Origin of the sequence: Vibrio mytili (genome assembly GCF_000830505.1) — a bacterium.
GTDB classification, from domain to species: domain Bacteria; phylum Pseudomonadota; class Gammaproteobacteria; order Enterobacterales; family Vibrionaceae; genus Vibrio; species Vibrio mytili.
Genome location: NZ_JXOK01000004.1, coordinates 112,509 through 131,664, shown reverse-complemented (window position 1 = coordinate 131,664; position 19,156 = coordinate 112,509). Strand labels below are relative to the sequence as shown.

11 protein-coding genes and 4 pseudogenes are annotated in these 19,156 nt (G+C 44.4%); 10 read left to right on the top strand and 5 right to left on the bottom strand.

Annotated features, from left to right (window positions below):
- The first annotated feature begins 58 nt into the window (after positions 1–58).
- The 6 genes and pseudogenes from betI to choV all read left to right on the top strand — a co-directional run bounded on the left by betI (position 59) and on the right by choV (position 6,965).
- On the top strand, positions 59–655 hold the full coding sequence (betI, locus tag SU60_RS01135) for a transcriptional regulator BetI (protein ID WP_041153937.1): 597 nt from the start codon (positions 59–61) through the stop codon (positions 653–655).
- A gap of 39 nt (positions 656–694) precedes the next feature.
- Complete coding sequence (betB, locus tag SU60_RS01130) at positions 695–2,155, top strand: betaine-aldehyde dehydrogenase (protein WP_041153936.1); 1,461 nt, start codon at positions 695–697, stop codon at positions 2,153–2,155.
- Between the two features lie 20 nt (positions 2,156–2,175).
- The gene (gene betA, locus SU60_RS01125) at positions 2,176–3,894 is read left to right on the top strand and encodes a choline dehydrogenase (RefSeq protein WP_041153935.1); all 1,719 of its coding nucleotides are present in this window, start codon (positions 2,176–2,178) and stop codon (positions 3,892–3,894) included.
- Positions 3,895–3,941: 47 nt separating this feature from the next.
- A pseudogene (locus tag SU60_RS01120) lies at positions 3,942–4,879 on the top strand (choline ABC transporter substrate-binding protein).
- A gap of 56 nt (positions 4,880–4,935) precedes the next feature.
- The gene (choW, locus tag SU60_RS01115) at positions 4,936–5,778 is read left to right on the top strand and encodes a choline ABC transporter permease subunit (protein WP_041153934.1); all 843 of its coding nucleotides are present in this window, start codon (positions 4,936–4,938) and stop codon (positions 5,776–5,778) included.
- A gap of 2 nt (positions 5,779–5,780) precedes the next feature.
- A complete protein-coding gene (gene choV, locus SU60_RS01110; RefSeq protein ID WP_041153933.1) occupies positions 5,781–6,965 on the top strand; it encodes a choline ABC transporter ATP-binding protein in 1,185 nt (394 codons plus the stop codon).
- Positions 6,966–7,043: 78 nt separating this feature from the next.
- Here the strand turns inward: choV and SU60_RS01105 are convergent, their stop codons facing one another.
- Entirely contained in the window at positions 7,044–7,835 is a 792-nt protein-coding gene (locus SU60_RS01105; RefSeq protein ID WP_041153932.1) for a slipin family protein, read from the bottom strand.
- A gap of 9 nt (positions 7,836–7,844) precedes the next feature.
- Positions 7,845–9,234 (bottom strand): annotated as a pseudogene (locus SU60_RS01100) (NfeD family protein).
- A 373-nt stretch (positions 9,235–9,607) separates the two neighbouring features.
- On the opposite strand from SU60_RS01100, the gene SU60_RS01095 reads away from it, so the two are divergent.
- Positions 9,608–10,075 (top strand): OsmC family protein, encoded by a 468-nt coding sequence (locus SU60_RS01095; protein WP_041153931.1) that lies wholly within the window; start codon positions 9,608–9,610, stop codon positions 10,073–10,075.
- 149 nt (positions 10,076–10,224) lie between these two features.
- On the opposite strand, the pseudogene SU60_RS01090 reads toward SU60_RS01095, so the two are convergent.
- Positions 10,225–12,095 (bottom strand): annotated as a pseudogene (locus SU60_RS01090) (methyl-accepting chemotaxis protein).
- A gap of 474 nt (positions 12,096–12,569) precedes the next feature.
- Here SU60_RS01090 and SU60_RS01085 point away from each other — a divergent pair.
- A complete protein-coding gene (locus SU60_RS01085) occupies positions 12,570–13,250 on the top strand; it encodes a MaoC family dehydratase (protein ID WP_041153930.1) in 681 nt (226 codons plus the stop codon).
- A gap of 59 nt (positions 13,251–13,309) precedes the next feature.
- Here SU60_RS01085 and SU60_RS01080 read toward each other — a convergent pair whose 3' ends face one another.
- Positions 13,310–14,134, bottom strand: a complete 825-nt coding sequence (locus SU60_RS01080) for a phosphate ABC transporter substrate-binding protein (RefSeq protein ID WP_041153929.1) — start codon at positions 14,132–14,134, stop codon at positions 13,310–13,312.
- Between the two features lie 171 nt (positions 14,135–14,305).
- Here SU60_RS01080 and SU60_RS01075 point away from each other — a divergent pair, with 171 nt between their 5' ends.
- Positions 14,306–14,659 (top strand): DUF3024 domain-containing protein, encoded by a 354-nt coding sequence (locus SU60_RS01075; RefSeq protein ID WP_041153928.1) that lies wholly within the window; start codon positions 14,306–14,308, stop codon positions 14,657–14,659.
- Positions 14,660–14,763: 104 nt separating this feature from the next.
- On the opposite strand, the pseudogene rnb reads toward SU60_RS01075, so the two are convergent.
- Positions 14,764–16,766: pseudogene (gene rnb, locus SU60_RS01070) on the bottom strand (exoribonuclease II).
- 434 nt (positions 16,767–17,200) lie between these two features.
- Here rnb and SU60_RS01065 point away from each other — a divergent pair.
- Entirely contained in the window at positions 17,201–19,105 is a 1,905-nt protein-coding gene (locus tag SU60_RS01065) for a DEAD/DEAH box helicase (protein WP_041153927.1), read from the top strand.
- The last annotated feature ends 51 nt before the right edge of the window (positions 19,106–19,156 follow it).

The following is a 19,156-nucleotide window of genomic DNA, read 5'->3' as shown; positions in this document are numbered from 1 at the left end:
GAGTTTTGGTGCATTTTATATTTAACTAATCGTTCAATTAAAAATGAAAGGGGACGAAATGCCAAAGGTGGGAATGCCTGAAATTAGGAAGCCACAGCTGGTGAAAGCGACAATGTCAGTGATTGACAGAGTAGGCTTACACGCAGCGAGTATCTCGTTGATCAGCAAAGAAGCTGGTGTATCTACGGGGATCATCAATCATTACTTTGGTGGTAAGCACGGATTATTGGAAGAAACGATGCGCGAGATCCTTCGACAGCTTTCGTCCACCATAACGAACAAGTTGCGTGAACTGCCTGACGATGCACACCATCAAAGGATTAACGCCATTATTGACGGCAACTTTGTCGGTTATCAGGCAGAAAACAAAGTCGCTAAAACTTGGCTGGCGTTTTGGTCTTACTCTATGCATGACGAGCAGCTTAAGCGCTTGCAGCGTGTGAACGAAAGACGCCTTTTATCCCATCTTCGAAAAGAATTAAAAGCGTTACTGAATGCGGAACAAGCTGAGTTAGTTGCTCACGGCATCGCGTCTCTTATCGATGGTATTTGGCTACGCGGAACGCTCAACCCGCAAGGCATCGACGCTGAAAAAGCAACCATCATCATCAATGACTATCTCGATAAACAATTAACTTATTACGCAAAAAAGTAATCAAGTAGTCACAAAATAACGAAAAGTCAGGTCTTCAACATGGAAATGAAAACACACTACATTGATGGCTCTATGTATTTAGGAAGTTCCGAGGAACATTTCACCACGTACAACCCAGCGAATGGTGAGCCTTTAGCCAATGTTAAACAAGCGAACCAACGCGATATGGATGCGGCGATCGAATCTGCAAAGCGAGGTTTTGCCAAGTGGTCTGCAATGACTGCGATTGAACGTAGCCGTATTCTGAATAAAGCGGTGGCAATTTTACGAGAGCGCAACGAAGAACTTGCCAAGCTGGAAGTTGCGGATACCGGCAAACCAATTCAAGAAGCGATTGCTGTCGATGTGGTCACGGGTGCGGATGTTATTGAATACTATGCTGGCTTGGCTCCTAGCTTGCAAGGTGAGCAGCAGCCACTCAACGAGAATCAGTTTTTCTATACGCGCCGCGAACCTCTCGGTATTTGCGCAGGTATTGGTGCGTGGAATTACCCAATTCAGATTGCGATGTGGAAATCTGCCCCAGCATTGGCGGCAGGTAACGTAATGATTTTTAAGCCATCAGAAGAAACGCCACTTACCGCATTAAAATTAGCGGAAATCTACTCAGAAGCAGGCATGCCTGACGGTGTTTTTAACGTTATTCAGGGTGATTACCGTGTCGGTCAAATGCTCACAGCACATCCTGATATTGCGAAAGTCTCATTCACGGGAGAAGTTGGCACTGGCAAAATCGTAATGGGTGACAGTGCGAAAACGCTTAAGCAAGTCACCATGGAGCTGGGTGGTAAATCACCTCTGATCATCTTTGATGATGCGAAGCTAAATGACGCGGTCTCAGCAGCTATGGTGGCGAACTTCTATACGCAAGGTGAAGTGTGCACAAATGGGACTCGAGTCTTTGTGCATGAATCGATTTATGATGAGTTCATTGAGCAGTTGAAAGTGCGTACCGAGAAACTGGTTATTGGCGACCCGCGTGATGAAAATACTCAAATCGGTGCGCTGATTTCAAAAGATCACGAAGGCAAAGTGCTGTCTGCGATTGAAGAAGCCAAAGCAGCAGGTGCCACCCTACTGACTGGCGGTTACAAAGTCACCAATAGTGGATTAGAAAACGGCAATTTCGTTGCGCCAACGGTATTTATCGATTGTGACGACAACATGAGTGTTGTACAGCACGAGATTTTTGGCCCTGTTATGTCAGTGCTGAAGTTTAGCGATGAATCAGAGGTTATCGAGCGTGCGAACGACACCGAATATGGCTTGGCTGCAGGCGTTTTCACACAAAACCTTTCTCGAGCACACCGAGTCATTCATCAAATTCAAGCGGGTATCTGCTGGGTGAATGCATGGGGTGATTCACCGGCAGAAATGCCCGTCGGCGGCTACAAGCAATCCGGTATTGGCCGTGAAAACGGTGTCGAAACACTGAAACATTACACGCAAACGAAGAGTGTGCTGGTTCAGTTAAGCGACTTCGAAAGCCCCTACGCTTAAACCTTTTCAGGAGAATCAAGATGCAACAACACTACGATTATATCATCGTCGGTGCGGGTTCGGCCGGCTGTGTTCTAGCAGATCGTTTAAGTGAAAGCGGAGAAAATACCGTTTTGTTACTTGAGGCAGGAGGCACTGACAAGAGTATTTTCATTCAAATGCCGACGGCGCTGTCATACCCGATGAATACTGAGAAGTATGCTTGGCAGTTTGAAACCGTCAAAGAAGATGGCCTTGACGGCCGACAACTGCACTGTCCTCGCGGTAAAGTTCTGGGTGGTAGCTCTTCGATTAATGGCATGGTTTATGTTCGCGGTCATGCGTGTGACTTCGACCAATGGGAAGAAGAAGGCGCAAAAGGGTGGAACTATCAATCATGTTTACCGTATTTCCGTAAAGCAGAATCATGGGTTGGAGGCGCAGATGAATACCGCGGTGACCGTGGCCCAGTTGGAACCTGCAACGGCAACGACATGAAACTCAACCCACTGTATAACGCCTTTATTGAAGCGGGCAAAGACGCGGGCTACCCAGAGACTGACGATTACAACGGATACCAGCAAGAAGGATTCGGCCCGATGCATATGACGGTCGATAAAGGTGTACGAGCTTCAACATCTAATGCCTACTTAAGCCGTGCAAGAAAGCGCAAGAATTTCACCCTAATGAAAAGAGTGACGGCTCATCGTGTACTGCTTCAAGAAGATCAGTCAGTTGAAGGTCAAAAAGCTGTGGGGATCGAATTTGAGCAATCAGGTCAGGTCAAACAGTGCTTCGCAAACAAAGAAGTGATTTCAAGTGCGGGGTCAATTGGTTCGGTACAGCTCCTGCAACTATCAGGTATTGGGCCTAAATCGGTATTGGAAAACGCTGGCATTGAGGTGAAACACGAACTGGAAGGTGTAGGTAGAAACCTTCAAGATCATTTGGAAGTGTATTTCCAATATCATTGTAAACAGCCGATCACGCTGAACAGTAAATTAGGCTTGGTGAGTAAGGGATTGATTGGTACAGAATGGATCTTGACTCGCAAAGGACTTGGCGCAACCAATCACTTTGAATCATGTGCGTTTATCCGCTCGCGTGAAGGGTTGAAGTGGCCAAATATTCAGTATCACTTTTTGCCTGCAGCAATGCGTTATGACGGGCAAGCTGCATTTGATGGCCATGGCTTCCAAGTGCATGTAGGGCCGAATAAGCCAGAAAGCCGAGGCACGGTAGAGGTTTTATCTGCGAATCCAAACGACAAGCCTAAAATCGAGTTTAATTACATTTCAACACAACAAGATAAACAAGACTGGCGTGATTGTATTCGCCTAACGCGAGAAATCCTCAATCAACCTGCGATGGATGAGTTTCGTGGAGAAGAAATTCAACCGGGTCTTGATGTCACGACCGATGCTCAAATTGATGAGTGGGTGAAACAAAATGTTGAAAGTGCTTATCACCCTTCGTGTACCTGCAAAATGGGGTCAGAGAGTGACCCATTGGCTGTACTAAATGAACAATGTCAGGTACGTGGTATCCAAGGTCTGCGTGTCGTAGATTCATCAATTTTCCCAACCATTCCAAATGGCAACTTAAACGCACCGACCATCATGGTTGCAGAACGTGCAGCGGACATGATTTTGGGTAATGTATTGGAAAAAGCAAACAACACACCAGTCTGGATAGCTCCAAATTGGCAAGAAAAACAGCGAATACAAGCACCTAAGCGATCTTTAGACTCCATCGCTTAAAACTTAAAAACAAATAAAAAGTCAGCACTCATTATAAGGAATTCAATATGTCTAAGATGACCAAAGCTATTTCATCCATCGCGCTAAGTACACTAGCTACAGGCGCCTACGCAAATCAGTGTGAAACCGTTCGATTTGCAGATGTTGGCTGGACCGATATCACTGCAACGACTGCGGTAACTTCAGAAATTTTGAAAGGGTTAGGGTACCAGACTAAAACGGATCTGCTTTCCGTACCTGTTACTTATTCTTCAATGGCAAATGGTGATATTGATATTTTCCTGGGCAACTGGATGCCGACGATGGAAGGCGATATTGCAAAATATCGAGAAGCAGGCACGGTAGAAACAGTCAGAGCAAATCTTGAAGGTGCTAAGTACACCTTAGCTGTACCCAAATACGTCTATGATGCGGGCGTTACCAGCTTTGCCGATATAGTTAAACATGCCGACAAGTTTAAAGACCGCATTTATGGCATTGAGCCAGGCAACGACGGCAACCGACTCATTCAGTCAATGATCGACAGCGATGCGTTCGGACTGAAAAACTTTAGCCTTGTCGAGTCAAGTGAAGCCGGCATGGTGTCACAAGTATCTCGAGCGGTTCGTCGTAACCAATGGATTGTTTACTTAGCTGGGCGCCACACCCAATGAACAGCAATGTTGAAATGGAATACTTAGAGGGTGGTGATGATTACTTTGGCCCAAATTATGGTGGTGCAAGTGTCTATACCAATGTACGCAAAAACTACCTTTCTGAGTGTCCGAATGTTGGTCAGCTAGTGAAAAATCTAGAGTTCAGTCTAGAGATGGAAAATGAGTTGATGGAAGCCATTCTGAACCAGAAACAGAAGCCATCAAAAGCGGCGCAAGCATGGTTGAGCGAACATCAAGATCAGATCAAAGTGTGGCTTAAAGACGTGAAAACCGTTGATGGTCAAGATGCACCAACGGCCATCGCTGCGTATTTAGACACTAACGCTTAATTGACTTTCCTTAAGTGGGCGTTACATGCCCACTTCATTAACACAAAGGCTCTATTGTGAATTTTATTACAGAAAACAAACTACCATTAGGCCAGTGGATGGAAACTGGTGTTGATTGGTTAACACTTAATGCTGCGGGATTTTTCGATACCATCTCGATTACACTTGAAACGGTGATAATGTTCGTGGTGGATATCTTTAAATGGATGCCGCCAGCAGCGCCAATTATTCTCACTGCAGCGATTGCTTGGTTTTTACATCGAAGTCTCCCGCTGGTTGCATTCATCGTTTTCGCGCTGTTAGCGATTCTTAACCTGGGTTATTGGCAAGAGATGCTGGAAACCTTTGTCCTTGTTTTTGCAGCGACAACGATTTCCGTATTAATTGGCGTACCATTAGGTATTATGGCCGCGCATCGTCCTTGGTTGTATACTTTGTTACGGCCTATCTTAGATTTAATGCAAACCGTACCAACGTTTGTTTATCTCATACCAACACTGGTTCTGTTTGGTTTAGGTATTGTGCCGGGTCTTATCTCTACGATTATTTTCGCCATTGCCGCGCCTATTCGATTGACTTATCTAGGGATTATTAAAGTTCCAGAAGAGTTGTTAGAAGCAGGTAAAGCGTTTGGCGCAAGCCGCATGAAATTACTGTTTAAGGTGGAGTTACCTGCTGCGTTACCAAGTATCATGGCTGGCGTCACTCAATGTATTATGCTGTCTCTTTCTATGGTTGTGGTTGCGGCGCTTGTCGGTGCAGATGGATTAGGTAAGCCAGTCGTGCGCGCATTGAACACCGTAAACATTTCGCAAGGTTTTGAAGCTGGACTGGCTATCGTTCTCGTTGCAATCATTCTTGACCGCTTGTGTAAAGCACCAAATCAGAAGGAAGCATAATCATGGACGCTATTACGATTGAAAATTTGGATGTCGTGTTTGGGCAGAAACCAGCACAAGCGCTGGCGTTACTTGATCAGGGTAAGTCACGACAACAAATTATTGACGAAGCAGGACAAGTTGTCGGTGTTGACAATGTGTCTTTAACCGTTGAACAAGGCGAAATTTGTGTTCTGATGGGACTGTCTGGTTCTGGTAAGTCTAGTCTATTGCGCACCGTAAATGGGCTTAATGAGATCTCTCGTGGCTCGTTAAAAATTAAAGACGGTGAGGATATGGTAGAGTTAGCCAACTGTGATGAGCAGCTATTGCGCCACCTACGCACTCACCGAGTTTCGATGGTATTTCAAAAATTTGCCTTAATGCCTTGGCTAACTGTTTTGGATAACGTGGCATTTGGATTGGAAATGCAGGGGATTAGCAAAACAGAACGTCGTCAAAAGGCCCGCGAACAATTAGAAATGGTCGGTTTGTCTGATTGGGAGTCGAAGTTCCCTCATGAGTTGTCCGGTGGTATGCAACAACGCGTCGGTTTGGCCCGTGCCTTTGCGATGGATACGGATATCTTACTCATGGATGAACCATTTTCAGCGCTTGACCCTCTCATTCGTGCGCAGCTTCAAGATGAATTGATCTTACTACAGAAGAAACTTAACAAAACGATTCTATTTGTGAGCCATGATTTAGACGAAGCACTGAAAATTGGTAATAACATTGCCATTATGGAGTCGGGAAAACTTATCCAGCATGGGAAGCCAGAACAAATCATTCTTGCTCCAGAAACGGAATATGTCGCAGATTTTGTTGCTCATACTAACCCGCTTAATGTGTTAAAAGGTCGTTCTTTAATGCAATCAAGCGAGAGTCTAGAGAAGAAAGCACAATGCGTTTGTGTCTGCCCAGTTGAGAATATTTGGTTAAACCAAGACATGAATGGATTGAGTTTGGTTGATTCAGACAAATCTTTAGTAGAGTGGGTGACGGGGTCCTCCAACTTAAGCGATGTAAAGGCGAATACAATAGTTCAAACGAGCCCGGATATCAGTATGCGCGATGCGATTGAGCTTAAACAACGCAGTAACTACCCACTATTAATGGTAGAAAATAACCAATTAGTCGGCATTCTAAGTGACAACGAACTTTACGACGCTTTGCTGGGTAACTTTAAGTCTAAGCAAGTCGCATAACAAAGCATGATCTATAGCCTCAAGATACTGAATATAACTCGGTATCTTGAGGTTATTCCAATCTAAATCAGTTTATCGTCATTCTTGCCCTGACTCTTTAGGTGTTTTGTCAGTTTTTACCGCCTTGGCAATGTCTTGCACCGCTTCCACTAAATTGATCGGCATTGGGAAAATGATGGTTGACGTTTTATCGGTGGTTATTTCGGTTAATGTTTGCATGTAGCGTAATTGCAAAGCATTCGGTGCTTGATTAAGCATTTGCGCGGCTTCTTTCAATTTCTTTGATGCTTCTAATTCACCAGTAGCATGAATTACTTTTGCGCGACGGTTCCGCTCCGCTTCCGCTTGTCTTGCCAGCGCCCGTACCATGTTTTCATTGAGATCAACATGTTTGACTTCGACTGTCGCGATTTTTATGCCCCAGTCATCGGTTTGTTGATCTAAGATAGCTTGCAAATCTTTGTTGAGCCGCTCTCGTTCGGAAAGTAGCTCATCCAATTCATGCTGGCCTAATACAGAACGCAATGTAGTTTGCGACAGCTGGCTGGTTGCATCGCTGTAGCTTTCTATGTTGTTGATTGCCATTTGAGGGTCGACGACACGGAAGTAGACTACCGCATTTACTCGAACGGATACGTTATCTTTGGTTATCAGGTCTTGTGTCGGAACGTCTAACACCACAGTACGTAAATCTACTCGCACCATTTGTTGGATAAAAGGAATGAGAATAATCAAGCCTGGTCCTTTCACTTCTTGGAATCGACCGAGAAAAAACACGACACCACGTTCATATTCTCGCAGCACTTTGAACACTTGTGTCGCAAGTGCAAAGAGCAGCACTAACACAACACCGACAGTATAGAGCATCATAAATGCCTCCTATTGTTTTAAGGTGTCTTTGGGTTTGACGGTTAAAGTCAGTCCTTTAACATCGACAATGATGACGTGCTCACCTTGTTTTACGTCATGTTCTTTCTCTGTTTTTGCCTTCCACAATGCGCCATTCATCTGCACGCGTCCTTCGCCATCAATAAAATCATCGCTGACCAATGCGGTTTTTCCCGGATATGTTTCAAGCCCGGTGGTGACACGTCTTCGACGGATTTTTACCAGTAATCCGACGGTGAGCACAATTAAAGCGACAGAAAAGATAGCAATACCAAAAATTAATGGCAGGGCGATCTGAAAACCGGGCAAATCGCTATCCATCAAGAATATTGATCCCAGGATGAACGCCGCCACGCCACCTAACCCTAACACACCAAAGCTTGGGCTGAATGCTTCTGCAATCATGAGAGCGATGCCGAGTAACAAAAGTCCCAACCCTGCGTAGTTGACTGGCATCATTTGCAGCGCGTACATCGCAAGCAACAGACAAATCCCACCTAATACTCCAGGCAAACCTACGCCAGGGTTGTAGAATTCTAATAACAGTCCGTAAATACCGATTAGGATCAGAATGTATGCCACATTTGGATTGGTGATGACCGCTAACATTTCTGCCCGCCAATCAGGAATTCGTTCAACCCAGATCGGATTGTTTAGTGACAATGTCACGGCCTGGTTGTTTATTTTTACGCTCTTGCCGTTGATAAGTTGAACCAGCTCTTCCGGAGAGTTGGCTATATAGTCTATAACGTTGAGCTCTAATGCAGTTTGAGCGTCAAGGCTTGCCGCTTCACTGACCGCTTTTTCCGCCCATTCGGCATTTCGGCCATGCAGCTTTGCTAGTCCTTTAATGTATGCTTTGGCATCATTAATGACTTTTTTCTCCATCGCTGTATTTGCAGGCACTGTTTCAGAGCTTTCTTTGTTGTCTTGATTATCTTGTTTTTCTTCCGTATCCGCTTCTTGTCTATCATCGGAAGAAGGCATGGGCGAGGTGGGGGAGCCACCACCTAGTGCGACAGGTGTGGCAGCGCCGAGGTTGGTTGCTTCTGCATTGCCGCGATGTGACTGGCAAGGAGAATATAAGTCCCAGCGCTGGCAGCCCTTGACCCGGAAGGACCAACCAAGTCGCTACGGGGGAGGTCGAGGTTGTGATGGCGTGGATAATATCTCTCATTGAGCTATCCAAGCCACCTGGTGTGTCCATTTTTAAAATAATGAGACTGACGCCTTCAGCTTGAGCTTGCTCTAGCTCACGGGTAAGGTAGTCACTGGTTGCAGGGCCTATTGCGCCTTTTATGGGCACAACCCAAATAGTGTCTGCCATTGCCGGAGTGGTAAACATGAGAAGCGCTAGAAGCCATTTCCATACTTGTTTCATACGACCCTCCTTGTGCGATGACTGGCACGTACGAAAAACCTTATTTAAGTATACGCAATTAACGCCAAGATGCGTCACTAGACGAAATATCATGGCTTTACCGCTATACAAAAAATACAGTATGTTGATAATCAACAAAAATAAACGGAAACAACCATGCTTATTCTTTTACGCATACTTAAGTTAGTCATTATTTGTGTCATTTTTTTCACTATCTTTGATTTGATCGCATATGGTGAAATCACGTGGCTTGAACGGTTGTTAGGGTCGTTTAGCTAACAAGCTTGCGACGAACTAACAGCTAACATTTATGCCACAAGCTAACATCCACATTAAAAACGATTATTCACGTCACAAACTAACAGGAATGTAGATGAGTAAACACACCGCTAGTATTCATTGGCAACGTCAGCCTGATGAGTGCTTTAAGGACAATCAATACAGTCGCGCACATAGATGGGAGTTTGATGGTGGGTTGACTGTGCCTGCTTCACCATCACCCTATGTCGTGCCGCTGCCACTGTCCGTAGAAGAACACATTGACCCAGAGGAGGCGTTCATCGCGTCACTTTCGAGTTGTCATATGCTGGTATTTTTGTCTATTGCAGCTAAAAGACGTTATGTCATTGACTCATATGACGATGATGCACAAGGAGAATTAACGTTAGGAGAAAATGGCAAGGAGTGGGTTTCAAAGGTCACGCTAAACCCGAAGATTGTATTCTCTGGTGATAAAAATCCAACATTTGAACAGTTAGAAAAGATGCACCATATGGCACATGAAAACTGTTTTATCGCTAACTCAGTCAAGACAGACGTTGTTACGAATATCGTGGTTTAACGAACATTGTGTGTGGTACAGGGAGGGGGTCGTGACGAAGATAGTATTAAAAAATTCCGTGCTGTGATGCTGTTTACAAACTTCGTTGGAATAAAACCCCTAGCCAGAATTGACTTTGACTAGGGGGGATACCTTAAATGGACAATCTATTAGACTTTAAACTGACTTAAAATCTCATGTTGTGACTGAACATGTTGGTTGGTTTTTGCCATTGATTCAGTGGCATCTTTAGCCGTACCTGACACTTGAGATGACAAATCTCGAATTTTAAAGGTATTGCTATTGATCTCTTCGGCAACCAAGCTTTGTTCCTCTGCCGCAGATGCGATCTGCATGTTTAAATCATTAATATGTTGAATTGCCGCGCGAATCTTGTGCAAGGCATCATTGGCAAACTGTGCTTTGCTAACGACGTTTTCTGCTGTCGTCTTACTTTCTCCCATTACAGCGGCTACGGAGTGGGCGCCACTCTGTAGTTTTTCAATCATGCTACGAATTTCTGTTGTTGATGCTTGAGTTCGACTTGCCAGTGTACGGACTTCATCGGCAACAACGGCAAAACCTCTCCCAGACTCACCGGCTCTTGCCGCTTCGATTGCCGCATTCAAGGCAAGTAAGTTAGTCTGATCGGCTATTTCATTAATAACTTGTAAGATGGTTTCAATACTGTTTGTGGCGGATTCTAGCTCACGGACTTCTTCGACAGCGGATTCAATGCGTAAAGAAAGTTGATTGATGGCTTCGGTTGTTTCAGAAACTACAGAGACACCGTGTTGTGTTTCATTGTCTGCGTCCGAAGCTGCCTGCGCTGCGCCTTGAGCATTGTTCGCTACATCTGTCGCCGTTGCAGACATTTCATTCATTGCCGTTGCTAACTGTTCAACTTCACTCAACTGTTCTTCAATGGCTTTGGATGAGACCACTAAATCTTGAGATGCAATGGCTGCATTATGCTTAATGTCATCCCCCAGTTGAATTGATTGTTTGATTTGACCTTGAAGCTTCTCAGTGAATACATTAAATCCTGATGCCAGTCGGGCGAACTCTGCGTCGGAATTGGTATCGAGGCGATGTGTTAAATCACCTTCACCAGAGGCGATGTCATCGATGGCTGAACTCAATGTATCAAGAGGGCGCATTAAGTATTTGATTACAAGGGTTAGTAAAACAACGCTGACTAATAGAGCGAGAATCGCTCCTACTATCGAGCTATTCCGAATTTCACTGATTACGTGATACGCTTTATTCTCGTCAACTAACGCCACGACGTACCACTTTTGTTCAGGCAGGTATTTATAAACCGCAATGTATGGGGTGCCGTCAATCGCGAATTTATCGTAGCCTTCTTTCAACTTGGCTTGTGGTAAATAGGAATCTAGCTTTTTACCATTTAGCTCGTTGTTTGTGTGAGCTATTGTGGTGCCGTCTGAAGCGACGATCAGCATTTCACCTGCATCAAACAAGTTAACTTGGTTGACCAACTCTGACAAAGGCTCTAGTGTCATATCATAGAACATGGCACCGATAAAACGGCCGTTTTGCTGAACGGGTGTTCCAATAGAAATGATGACTTTTTAGTCGACACATCAACATAAGGTGCTGTGACGACAAGTTCTTTTTCACGCTTAGCGTCAACATACCAAGGCCGTAGGCGAGGATTATAACTGCTGTCAGGTTCCCAAGCGTCGTCATTTTCGACAACAGCACCATCACTTTCATATCCAAAGCCGATCGCTAAGAAAGACCCTTTTAAGGTTGGTCTATACAACACATTATTAACATATTCACGGTTGTTTGGATCTAACTCTAAGCTTTCTGTTGTCGCTAACGCCAAATCTTGTTTGGCTTTCATTTCCCCACTTACACGAAGAGCCACACTTTGCGAAAGCTCATGCAAACTATCTTCAATGACTTCTTCCAATTCTGTTCTGATGGTACTTAACTGATAGATAGATAATGTACCGATAGCACATATCAACAACGCTGAAGATACAGCGACTATTTTTTGACTAAACCTCATTTCAACATTACTCCGACACTAAAGTTGTAAATATTGTTTTTGTTAATAAGGGAAATTAAGCAAGAAATGTGCACATATCTCTACACAGTGATAGTTGTCTTCCTTAACATCATAAACTGACTTTTATTACTATCGGCTGACTGGCGTTTTTCTTAACCATAATTAGCCACATTTTTGAAGGTTATTTCTCTGAGTTGGATGAGCGATAAGATAACTTGATCATTCTGCCGATGTGATTACGCTTGTTAAGGCAGCGACAGTGCGTAAAAACCTTTAAATGAACGATTTTTGTAGAGTATTAACTCTAATTGCGAATCACCAATAAAATGGTGTTTTATTGTTAAGTTTATGAAAAATAATAAATAAATGGGTTTGAGGATACATGTGTTCGCCCGAAAGTATTTGCATCACTATGTGAAGTAATTCAAAATTAACTGGTATAGCCAGTTGTGCTTAGAATTTTTAAGGGTGTTTATGAAAGTCACTAATTTATTTAAAGACAAAGTTGATGCGATTTCAGCTCATCAATCCGAGTTTATGAATTGGATGTCTCCAACGCTCCGCGATTATTGGAGTGACTTTTTGGATCGAGCTCAGCACAGCGTTTTATTTTCTAAAGTTCGAGATTACCAACAACCTGCCATTAATGAAGAAGTCGCTCCTCAGCCAGAGCCGTTGATCATGATGCCGGAAGCACAAAAGTTGTTTGCTGAGCTGAGTGAGCAAATTGGTGAGGTGATTCACGTTGGCGAATGGGTAAATGTATCTCAAGAACGAATCAACCAGTTTGGTGCTGTGACGGAAGATATGCAATGGATTCATACTGATCCAGAACGCGCTTCTGTTGAATCACCATTCAAAACAACCATTGCTCACGGCTTTTTGACTCTGGCTTTGTTACCGAAGCTTACGGATTCTGTTGATCCTGACAAAGCACAGTTCCCAACCGCAAAATTAGTGGTTAACTTGGGGCTAAACCAAGTTCGCTTTCCTTATCCGGTAAAGGCAGGCAATAACGTTCGTGCTGTGAGCACGTTGTCTAAAGTTACGCCAATCAAAAAAGGTTTGGAAATTGAACGCGAAATTAAGGTTGAGATTGAAGGTGTTCGTAGACCTGGGGCTGTAGTTGTATCGGTCATCCAATTGCATTTTTGATTTTAAGCGCAAACATTTTAAAAAGAGAGCACCTTGGTGCTCTCTTTTTTTCATTCTATTCACTCGAAATCTTTGACTTGTGTGTATCCGTAGTCTGCGATAATTTTTTGACCAGGTTCAGACTTTAAGAAAGCAACGAATTGTTTCGCTGGTTCGCTTATTCTATCTACTTTGTAAACCACCAAGAAAGGACGCGCCAATTTATATTTGTGATTCGCAATGTTTTCACTGCTCGGTTCCACGCCTTCTAATGCAATCGCTTTAATCGATTTATCAACGGAGCCTATAGAGACAAACCCAATCGCTCGCGTGTTGTGGTTTACGATGGTTTTCACCATGCTGTTGCTGTTAACAACCAAATTGTTTGGATCTATGTCAGACACCAAGTGATCATTCACGATTGTCGTAAGCCCCATTAAGCTTTCAAAACTATAGCGTGAGCCTGATGATGCCTCACGAGTAACAACAGCAATTGGCTGATCTATACCGCCGACTTCTTTCCAGTTCTTTATTTTACCTTTGTAGATATCGAATAGTTGCTGCTGAGACAAGTTTGTGACGGAGTTGGCACGATTAACGACGACTGCAAGCCCATCAAAGGCAATCGTGACGACGTTCAGGTTCTCGACTTTTTCGTGTTCCGTTAGATAGCGAGAGCTCATGCCTAACTCGACGATATCTTTATTCACCATAGTAATACCAGCACTAGAGCCAATTCCCTGAACGGCAATATAGTCATCCGGGTGGGTTTGATTGTACTTTTCAGCTAGGACGTCCATTACGTTCGCAACAGAGGTTGAACCCGAGATGTTCACTTCTTTTGCTATCGCGTTGGGAAGGGAGATAGCCATGGCGAGTAGTGTTGCCACAGTAAAACGTAACATATTAAACTCCGTTTAAGGTTTAAAGCAGAGTGTATGGTATTGCGTTAAGGTTACATTTTTGTGACTTGTTGCCAAATCATCGTCGGCAATATGATTTGCGATAATACTTTGAATTCTGCACCTAGGTGTCGTTTAGGTATATACTAACCTCAGCATTCTAGGAGGTTATTCATGTCCGTCTCTCAAATGGCGACCAGCCGTTTACATAAGTCAGTTCAGTCTCTGTGTGTGAAACGCAATGCCAACTTGCCAGTCGAGCAGGGCAAGTGCTTATGCGAGTTTATTGAAGGCGGAGTTGAACTTTATCATGCGCACTTCCTTCTAGATTCTCAACATAGTGAGTACACCTCGCCAGTGGCTAAGATCCTATTCGATGCTCAAATGCAAAGATGGCAATTCTATGTCCCAAGCTACTTTGGGACCGAGTTGGGTTGGGTGCCGTATGAAGCACTACCATTTAGCGAGTCACTTGAAGACCTGGTTGCTGAGCTTGAAAATGATCCGCTAGGCTGTTTTTGGACTTAAGGCCAAAACAGGCTAGGAGGAAATAAAAAAGCGCTCCTAAAAGCGCTTCTTAACTTAAAATGTGTCAAACCCATATCAGGACGGGTAAACGATGTTATACGTGATTACTCGCTTACCGTTTGCTCTGGTTGTGGAGCAGGGGCGTCAGCAAAAACTTGAGTTGGTTTTGCAACCAGACTGCGATTTTCTTGATTAACGTCAGCTAAGGTGATTTCCAGTTTGTCGCCGAGTCGGTAAACCACTTCTTTGTCGATTGAGATGGTTCCGTTTTCGCCATTGCACTCAATTCTTTCTTTATTATCCAGAATTAGCGTGCCAGGAATAAAGGCTGCAGCACCATTTTCAAGAAGTCTGACACGTGCGCCTGCGCGGTTAATATCAAAAATCTCCCTGTAAAGCGGGTTCCTTTACTTGGCTCATCAGCAAGCGTTCGCGCGTAAAGCCAATCTGAGACGTTTCGTTCCGCGATTTTATGGTGTTTACGATGAAGTGCAAGTTCTTCACCGACAGCATCATCTGGCTGTTGAACCGGCTCTTTACCAAGAATAGCGGCTTTTAGCATGCGGTGATTAATCATATCGCCGTATTTACGTATTGGTGATGTCCAAGTTGCGTAAATATCTAGTCCCATTGCGAAATGTGGCAAAGGTTGGTTGCCAACTTCACTGTACGCTTGGTATTTACGAATACGATTGTCCAAGTATGAGCTTTCTTGACCACCTAACCAACGGCGAAGCGCAGCGAAGCCCTCTAGAGTAGTGATGGATTCTGCGTTGAATTCGAGCGTTCCTTCAGGATTAATGAGCTGTAAAACGTCTTCAATTTTGTCGGCTTTTAAACCTGAATGCGTGTTGAACACACCCGTTTGGAATTTGTCGCGTAGCGTACGTCCTGCACAGATATTAGCGGTAATCATCGACTCTTCGACAAGTCGATTCGCACTGCGGCGCATATCCGCATGAATGGCTACAACGTCGTTATCTTCACTTAGTTCGAAGCGGTAATCTGGACGATCAGGGAAAACAACGGCATTGTTCTCTCGCCAGGTTGCGCGGGCAAGTGAGAACTCATAAAGATCGCGAACGATAGCCGCGATGTCTTCTGATGGTTGCCAAGCATCTGAATGACCGTTTTCAAGCCAGTCAGAAACATGATCGTAAACAAGGCGGGCGTGAGACTTAATATTTGCGGCAAAGAATTGGATGTCATCTCCAATTACCCCATCTTTGCTCACAGTAACCTTACAGCAAAGGGCAGGACGGATTTCCCCTTCGATTAGAGAGCAAAGGTTGTCCGCAAGATCACGAGGTAGCATAGGAATATTGCGCCCCGGGAGATAAATCGTGTAGCCACGTTCACGAGCCACTTTATCCATTTCGTCTTCAGGCGTAATGTACGCCGTTGGATCGGCAATAGCTATGGTCAGCTCAAAGTCACCCGATGCCGTTTTTTTTGCGTACAGAGCGTCGTCCATATCTTTGGTTGATTCGCCATCGATCGTGACAAAAGGAACATGGGTCATATCGACGCGTTCTAGATCGGCATCGTCTTTTAGTTCCCAGTTTTCTATGCCTTTAGGCTCTGAATTTGGCAAATCGTTTTGAGCAAGAGTTACCCACCAAGGTGCTATCTTGTCGTCAGCGTCCGTAATCTTTTCCGATACCTCAACAAAAAAGCCGTTATCACCTTTTAGCGGGTGACGAATAAGATGCGCGACTACCCAGTCACCTTCAGCGAATAAATCCGGTTTTAGGCCTTTCTTTAACTTCGCTTTTAGAGATAACTTTTTTAGCTGCGGATGGTCAGGTACAACATTCAGTTTACCTTTGAACATTTTTACACGACCAATAAAGCGTGTCACAGCCTGCTCTACTAGTTCTTGTGGCTCAGCTACTTCGCGATCATTTTCTGTACGAATAATGGCCACGATCTTATCACCGTGCATGCACTTTTTCATGTACGTCGGTGGAATAAAGAAGCTGGTTTTATTGTCCACTTCCAAGAAGCCAAAGCCTCTATCGGTCGCTTTGACGGAACCTTCTTTTTTAGGCAGGTTTTCTTGGATTTGTTGCTTGAGCTGGGCGAGTAGTGGGTTATCTTGAAACATCTTTTATTAACTTACCAATGGAATTGTCCACACTATAATCATTGCGGACTATGATTACTAGGGCGTGTTACTTTTCGAGATGATTTTTTCAGCAGTTTTCGAACTAGAAAATGTCAGCCATAAAGCGTGTCTAAGTTCGTTTCAGAGCGTATAAATGGCTTTAAGTTCGAATGTGTATGTACGTACGAAAGGTGAAGTGGTTTAAAATTATTCTATAAATGTCACAAATAGGAATAAATTGTGATGTAATTCAATTTTTTCTGGATTTTTTTATGCTTTTAAGGAATAATCCGCCTCCCTTAGTCGTCCCTAATGGCTTATCGCGGTTGTGTACTGTGCTAATTTCTATCTCAATGAAGTTAGTTACTGGATAAATCAGTATTGATTGGAAGAGCATATGGGACTGTATTTTTGTTTAATTAAGTAGGATCCCAATGCAAGATTCTGTAATTCAATTCAGTGATTTATCTCTGAATGATTCTATCCTTTCTGCTCTAGACGGAATGGGTTTCGTATCACCAACTCCAATTCAGGCTGCGGCAATTCCACACCTTTTGGAAGGGGCTGATGCGCTAGGTAAAGCACAGACGGGCACAGGTAAAACGGCAGCATTCTCACTGCCTCTTCTCAACAAACTAGATCTTAACCAGCGTAAACCACAAGCGATCGTGCTTGCTCCAACTCGTGAGTTGGCGATTCAGGTTGCTGCAGAAATGAAAAACCTTGGTAAAAATATCAAGGGTCTTAAAGTTCTAGAAATCTACGGTGGTGCATCTATCGTCGATCAAATGCGTGCACTTAAAAACGGTGCGCATGTTATTGTTGGTACTCCTGGCCGTGTTCAAGACCTGATCAACCGTGATCGTTTACACCTGGACGAAGTAAACACATTCGTACTGGATGAAGCGGACGAAATGCTAAACATGGGTTTTGTGGATGACGTAACTGCGATCATGGAGCACGCTCCAGAGTCTGCACAGCGCGTACTGTTCTCTGCAACCATGCCTCCAATGCTGAAGAAAATTGTCGAGCGCTTCCTACGTGAACCTGTAATGGTTGACGTTGCTGGTAAGAACCATACTGTAGATAAAGTTCAACAGCAGTTCTGGGTAGTGAAAGGTGTAGAGAAAGATGAAGCAATGTCTCGTCTTCTTGAAACTGAAGAAACCGATGCGTCTATCGTTTTCGTACGTACACGTCAAGACACTGAGCGTTTGGCTGATTGGCTATCTGCACGTGGCTTTAAAGCGGCGGCACTGCACGGTGACATCCCTCAGTCTCTACGTGAGCGTACTGTTGATCACATCAAACAAGGTGTTATTGACATCCTAGTTGCAACTGACGTTGTTGCTCGTGGTCTTGATGTTCCACGTATTACGCACGTATTTAACTATGACATCCCGTTCGATGTTGAGTCTTACATCCACCGTATCGGTCGTACTGGCCGTGCTGGACGTAAAGGTAAAGCGATCCTTCTAGTTCGCACCAACCAGATTCGTATGCTGCGCACTATCGAGCGTGTTACTAAGTCTTCAATGGAAGAAATTCAACTTCCGCTACGAGATAAAGTAGCTGAAGCTCGTCTGGCAAAACTTGGCTCAGAGCTTGAAGCTGAAAAAGAGCATAAAGCGTTAGATAAGTTTTCTGATCTAGTAGAGAAGCTCCAAACGTCTTTAGATATCGATCCAACGACGTTGGCGGCAATGCTGCTTAAGCGTCAACAAGGCAAACGCCCTCTGTTCTACGTTGGTGAAGATCCAATGGTTGAAGCTATTGAGCGTGATAAGCAACGTCGTAAAGAACGCCGTGAAGGTGGTCGTGACGGTGGTCGTGACGGTGGTCGTAACTTCAACAACCAAGATTGGGATACTTACCAGTTACAAGTTGGTCGTGAGCAAGGTGTTCAAGTTAAAGACATCGTTGGTGCTCTAGCAAACGAACTTGGATTGGGTAAAGGATCTATCGGTGCGATTAAGCTAGCCCAAGGTCATACTTTTGTTCAGCTACCTAAAGCAATGACGTCTGATGCAGCAAGCAAGCTAAGCAAACTGCGTATTCGTCAACAAGATGTTGGTGCTGTTGTATGTGATTTTGATGATTTCCGCGAATCTCGTGGTGGTCGCCGTGATGGTGGTCGTCGTGACGGTGGTGGCTATCGTGGTAACCGTGAAGGAAATCGCGAAGGTGGCGGCCGTCGTGAGGGTGGTTTCCGTGGTAATCGCGAAGGTAACCGTGAAGGTGGTGAACGTCGCTTTGATCGTAACCGTGGTGGTGATCACCGTGGTAACTATCGTGGGGAACGTGGCCATGGACGTGGTCGCCGTACACCGGACGCATAATCACATCCTATTGTGATACAGATATTCTAAAGCCGAGCGATGCCTCGGCTT

What these genes read in the sequence shown, in the direction of transcription:
- betI (WP_041153937.1), top strand. Translation starts at nt 59, where the DNA reads ATGCCAAAGGTGGGAATGCCTGAAATTAGGAAGCCACAGCTGGTGAAA.
- betB (WP_041153936.1), top strand. Translation starts at nt 695, where the DNA reads ATGGAAATGAAAACACACTACATTGATGGCTCTATGTATTTAGGAAGT.
- betA (WP_041153935.1), top strand. Translation starts at nt 2,176, where the DNA reads ATGCAACAACACTACGATTATATCATCGTCGGTGCGGGTTCGGCCGGC.
- choV (WP_041153933.1), top strand. Translation starts at nt 5,781, where the DNA reads ATGGACGCTATTACGATTGAAAATTTGGATGTCGTGTTTGGGCAGAAA.
- SU60_RS01105 (WP_041153932.1), bottom strand. Translation starts at nt 7,835, where the DNA reads ATGATGCTCTATACTGTCGGTGTTGTGTTAGTGCTGCTCTTTGCACTT.
- SU60_RS01095 (WP_041153931.1), top strand. Translation starts at nt 9,608, where the DNA reads ATGAGTAAACACACCGCTAGTATTCATTGGCAACGTCAGCCTGATGAG.
- SU60_RS01085 (WP_041153930.1), top strand. Translation starts at nt 12,570, where the DNA reads ATGAAAGTCACTAATTTATTTAAAGACAAAGTTGATGCGATTTCAGCT.
- SU60_RS01080 (WP_041153929.1), bottom strand. Translation starts at nt 14,134, where the DNA reads ATGTTACGTTTTACTGTGGCAACACTACTCGCCATGGCTATCTCCCTT.
- SU60_RS01075 (WP_041153928.1), top strand. Translation starts at nt 14,306, where the DNA reads ATGTCCGTCTCTCAAATGGCGACCAGCCGTTTACATAAGTCAGTTCAG.
- SU60_RS01065 (WP_041153927.1), top strand. Translation starts at nt 17,201, where the DNA reads ATGCAAGATTCTGTAATTCAATTCAGTGATTTATCTCTGAATGATTCT.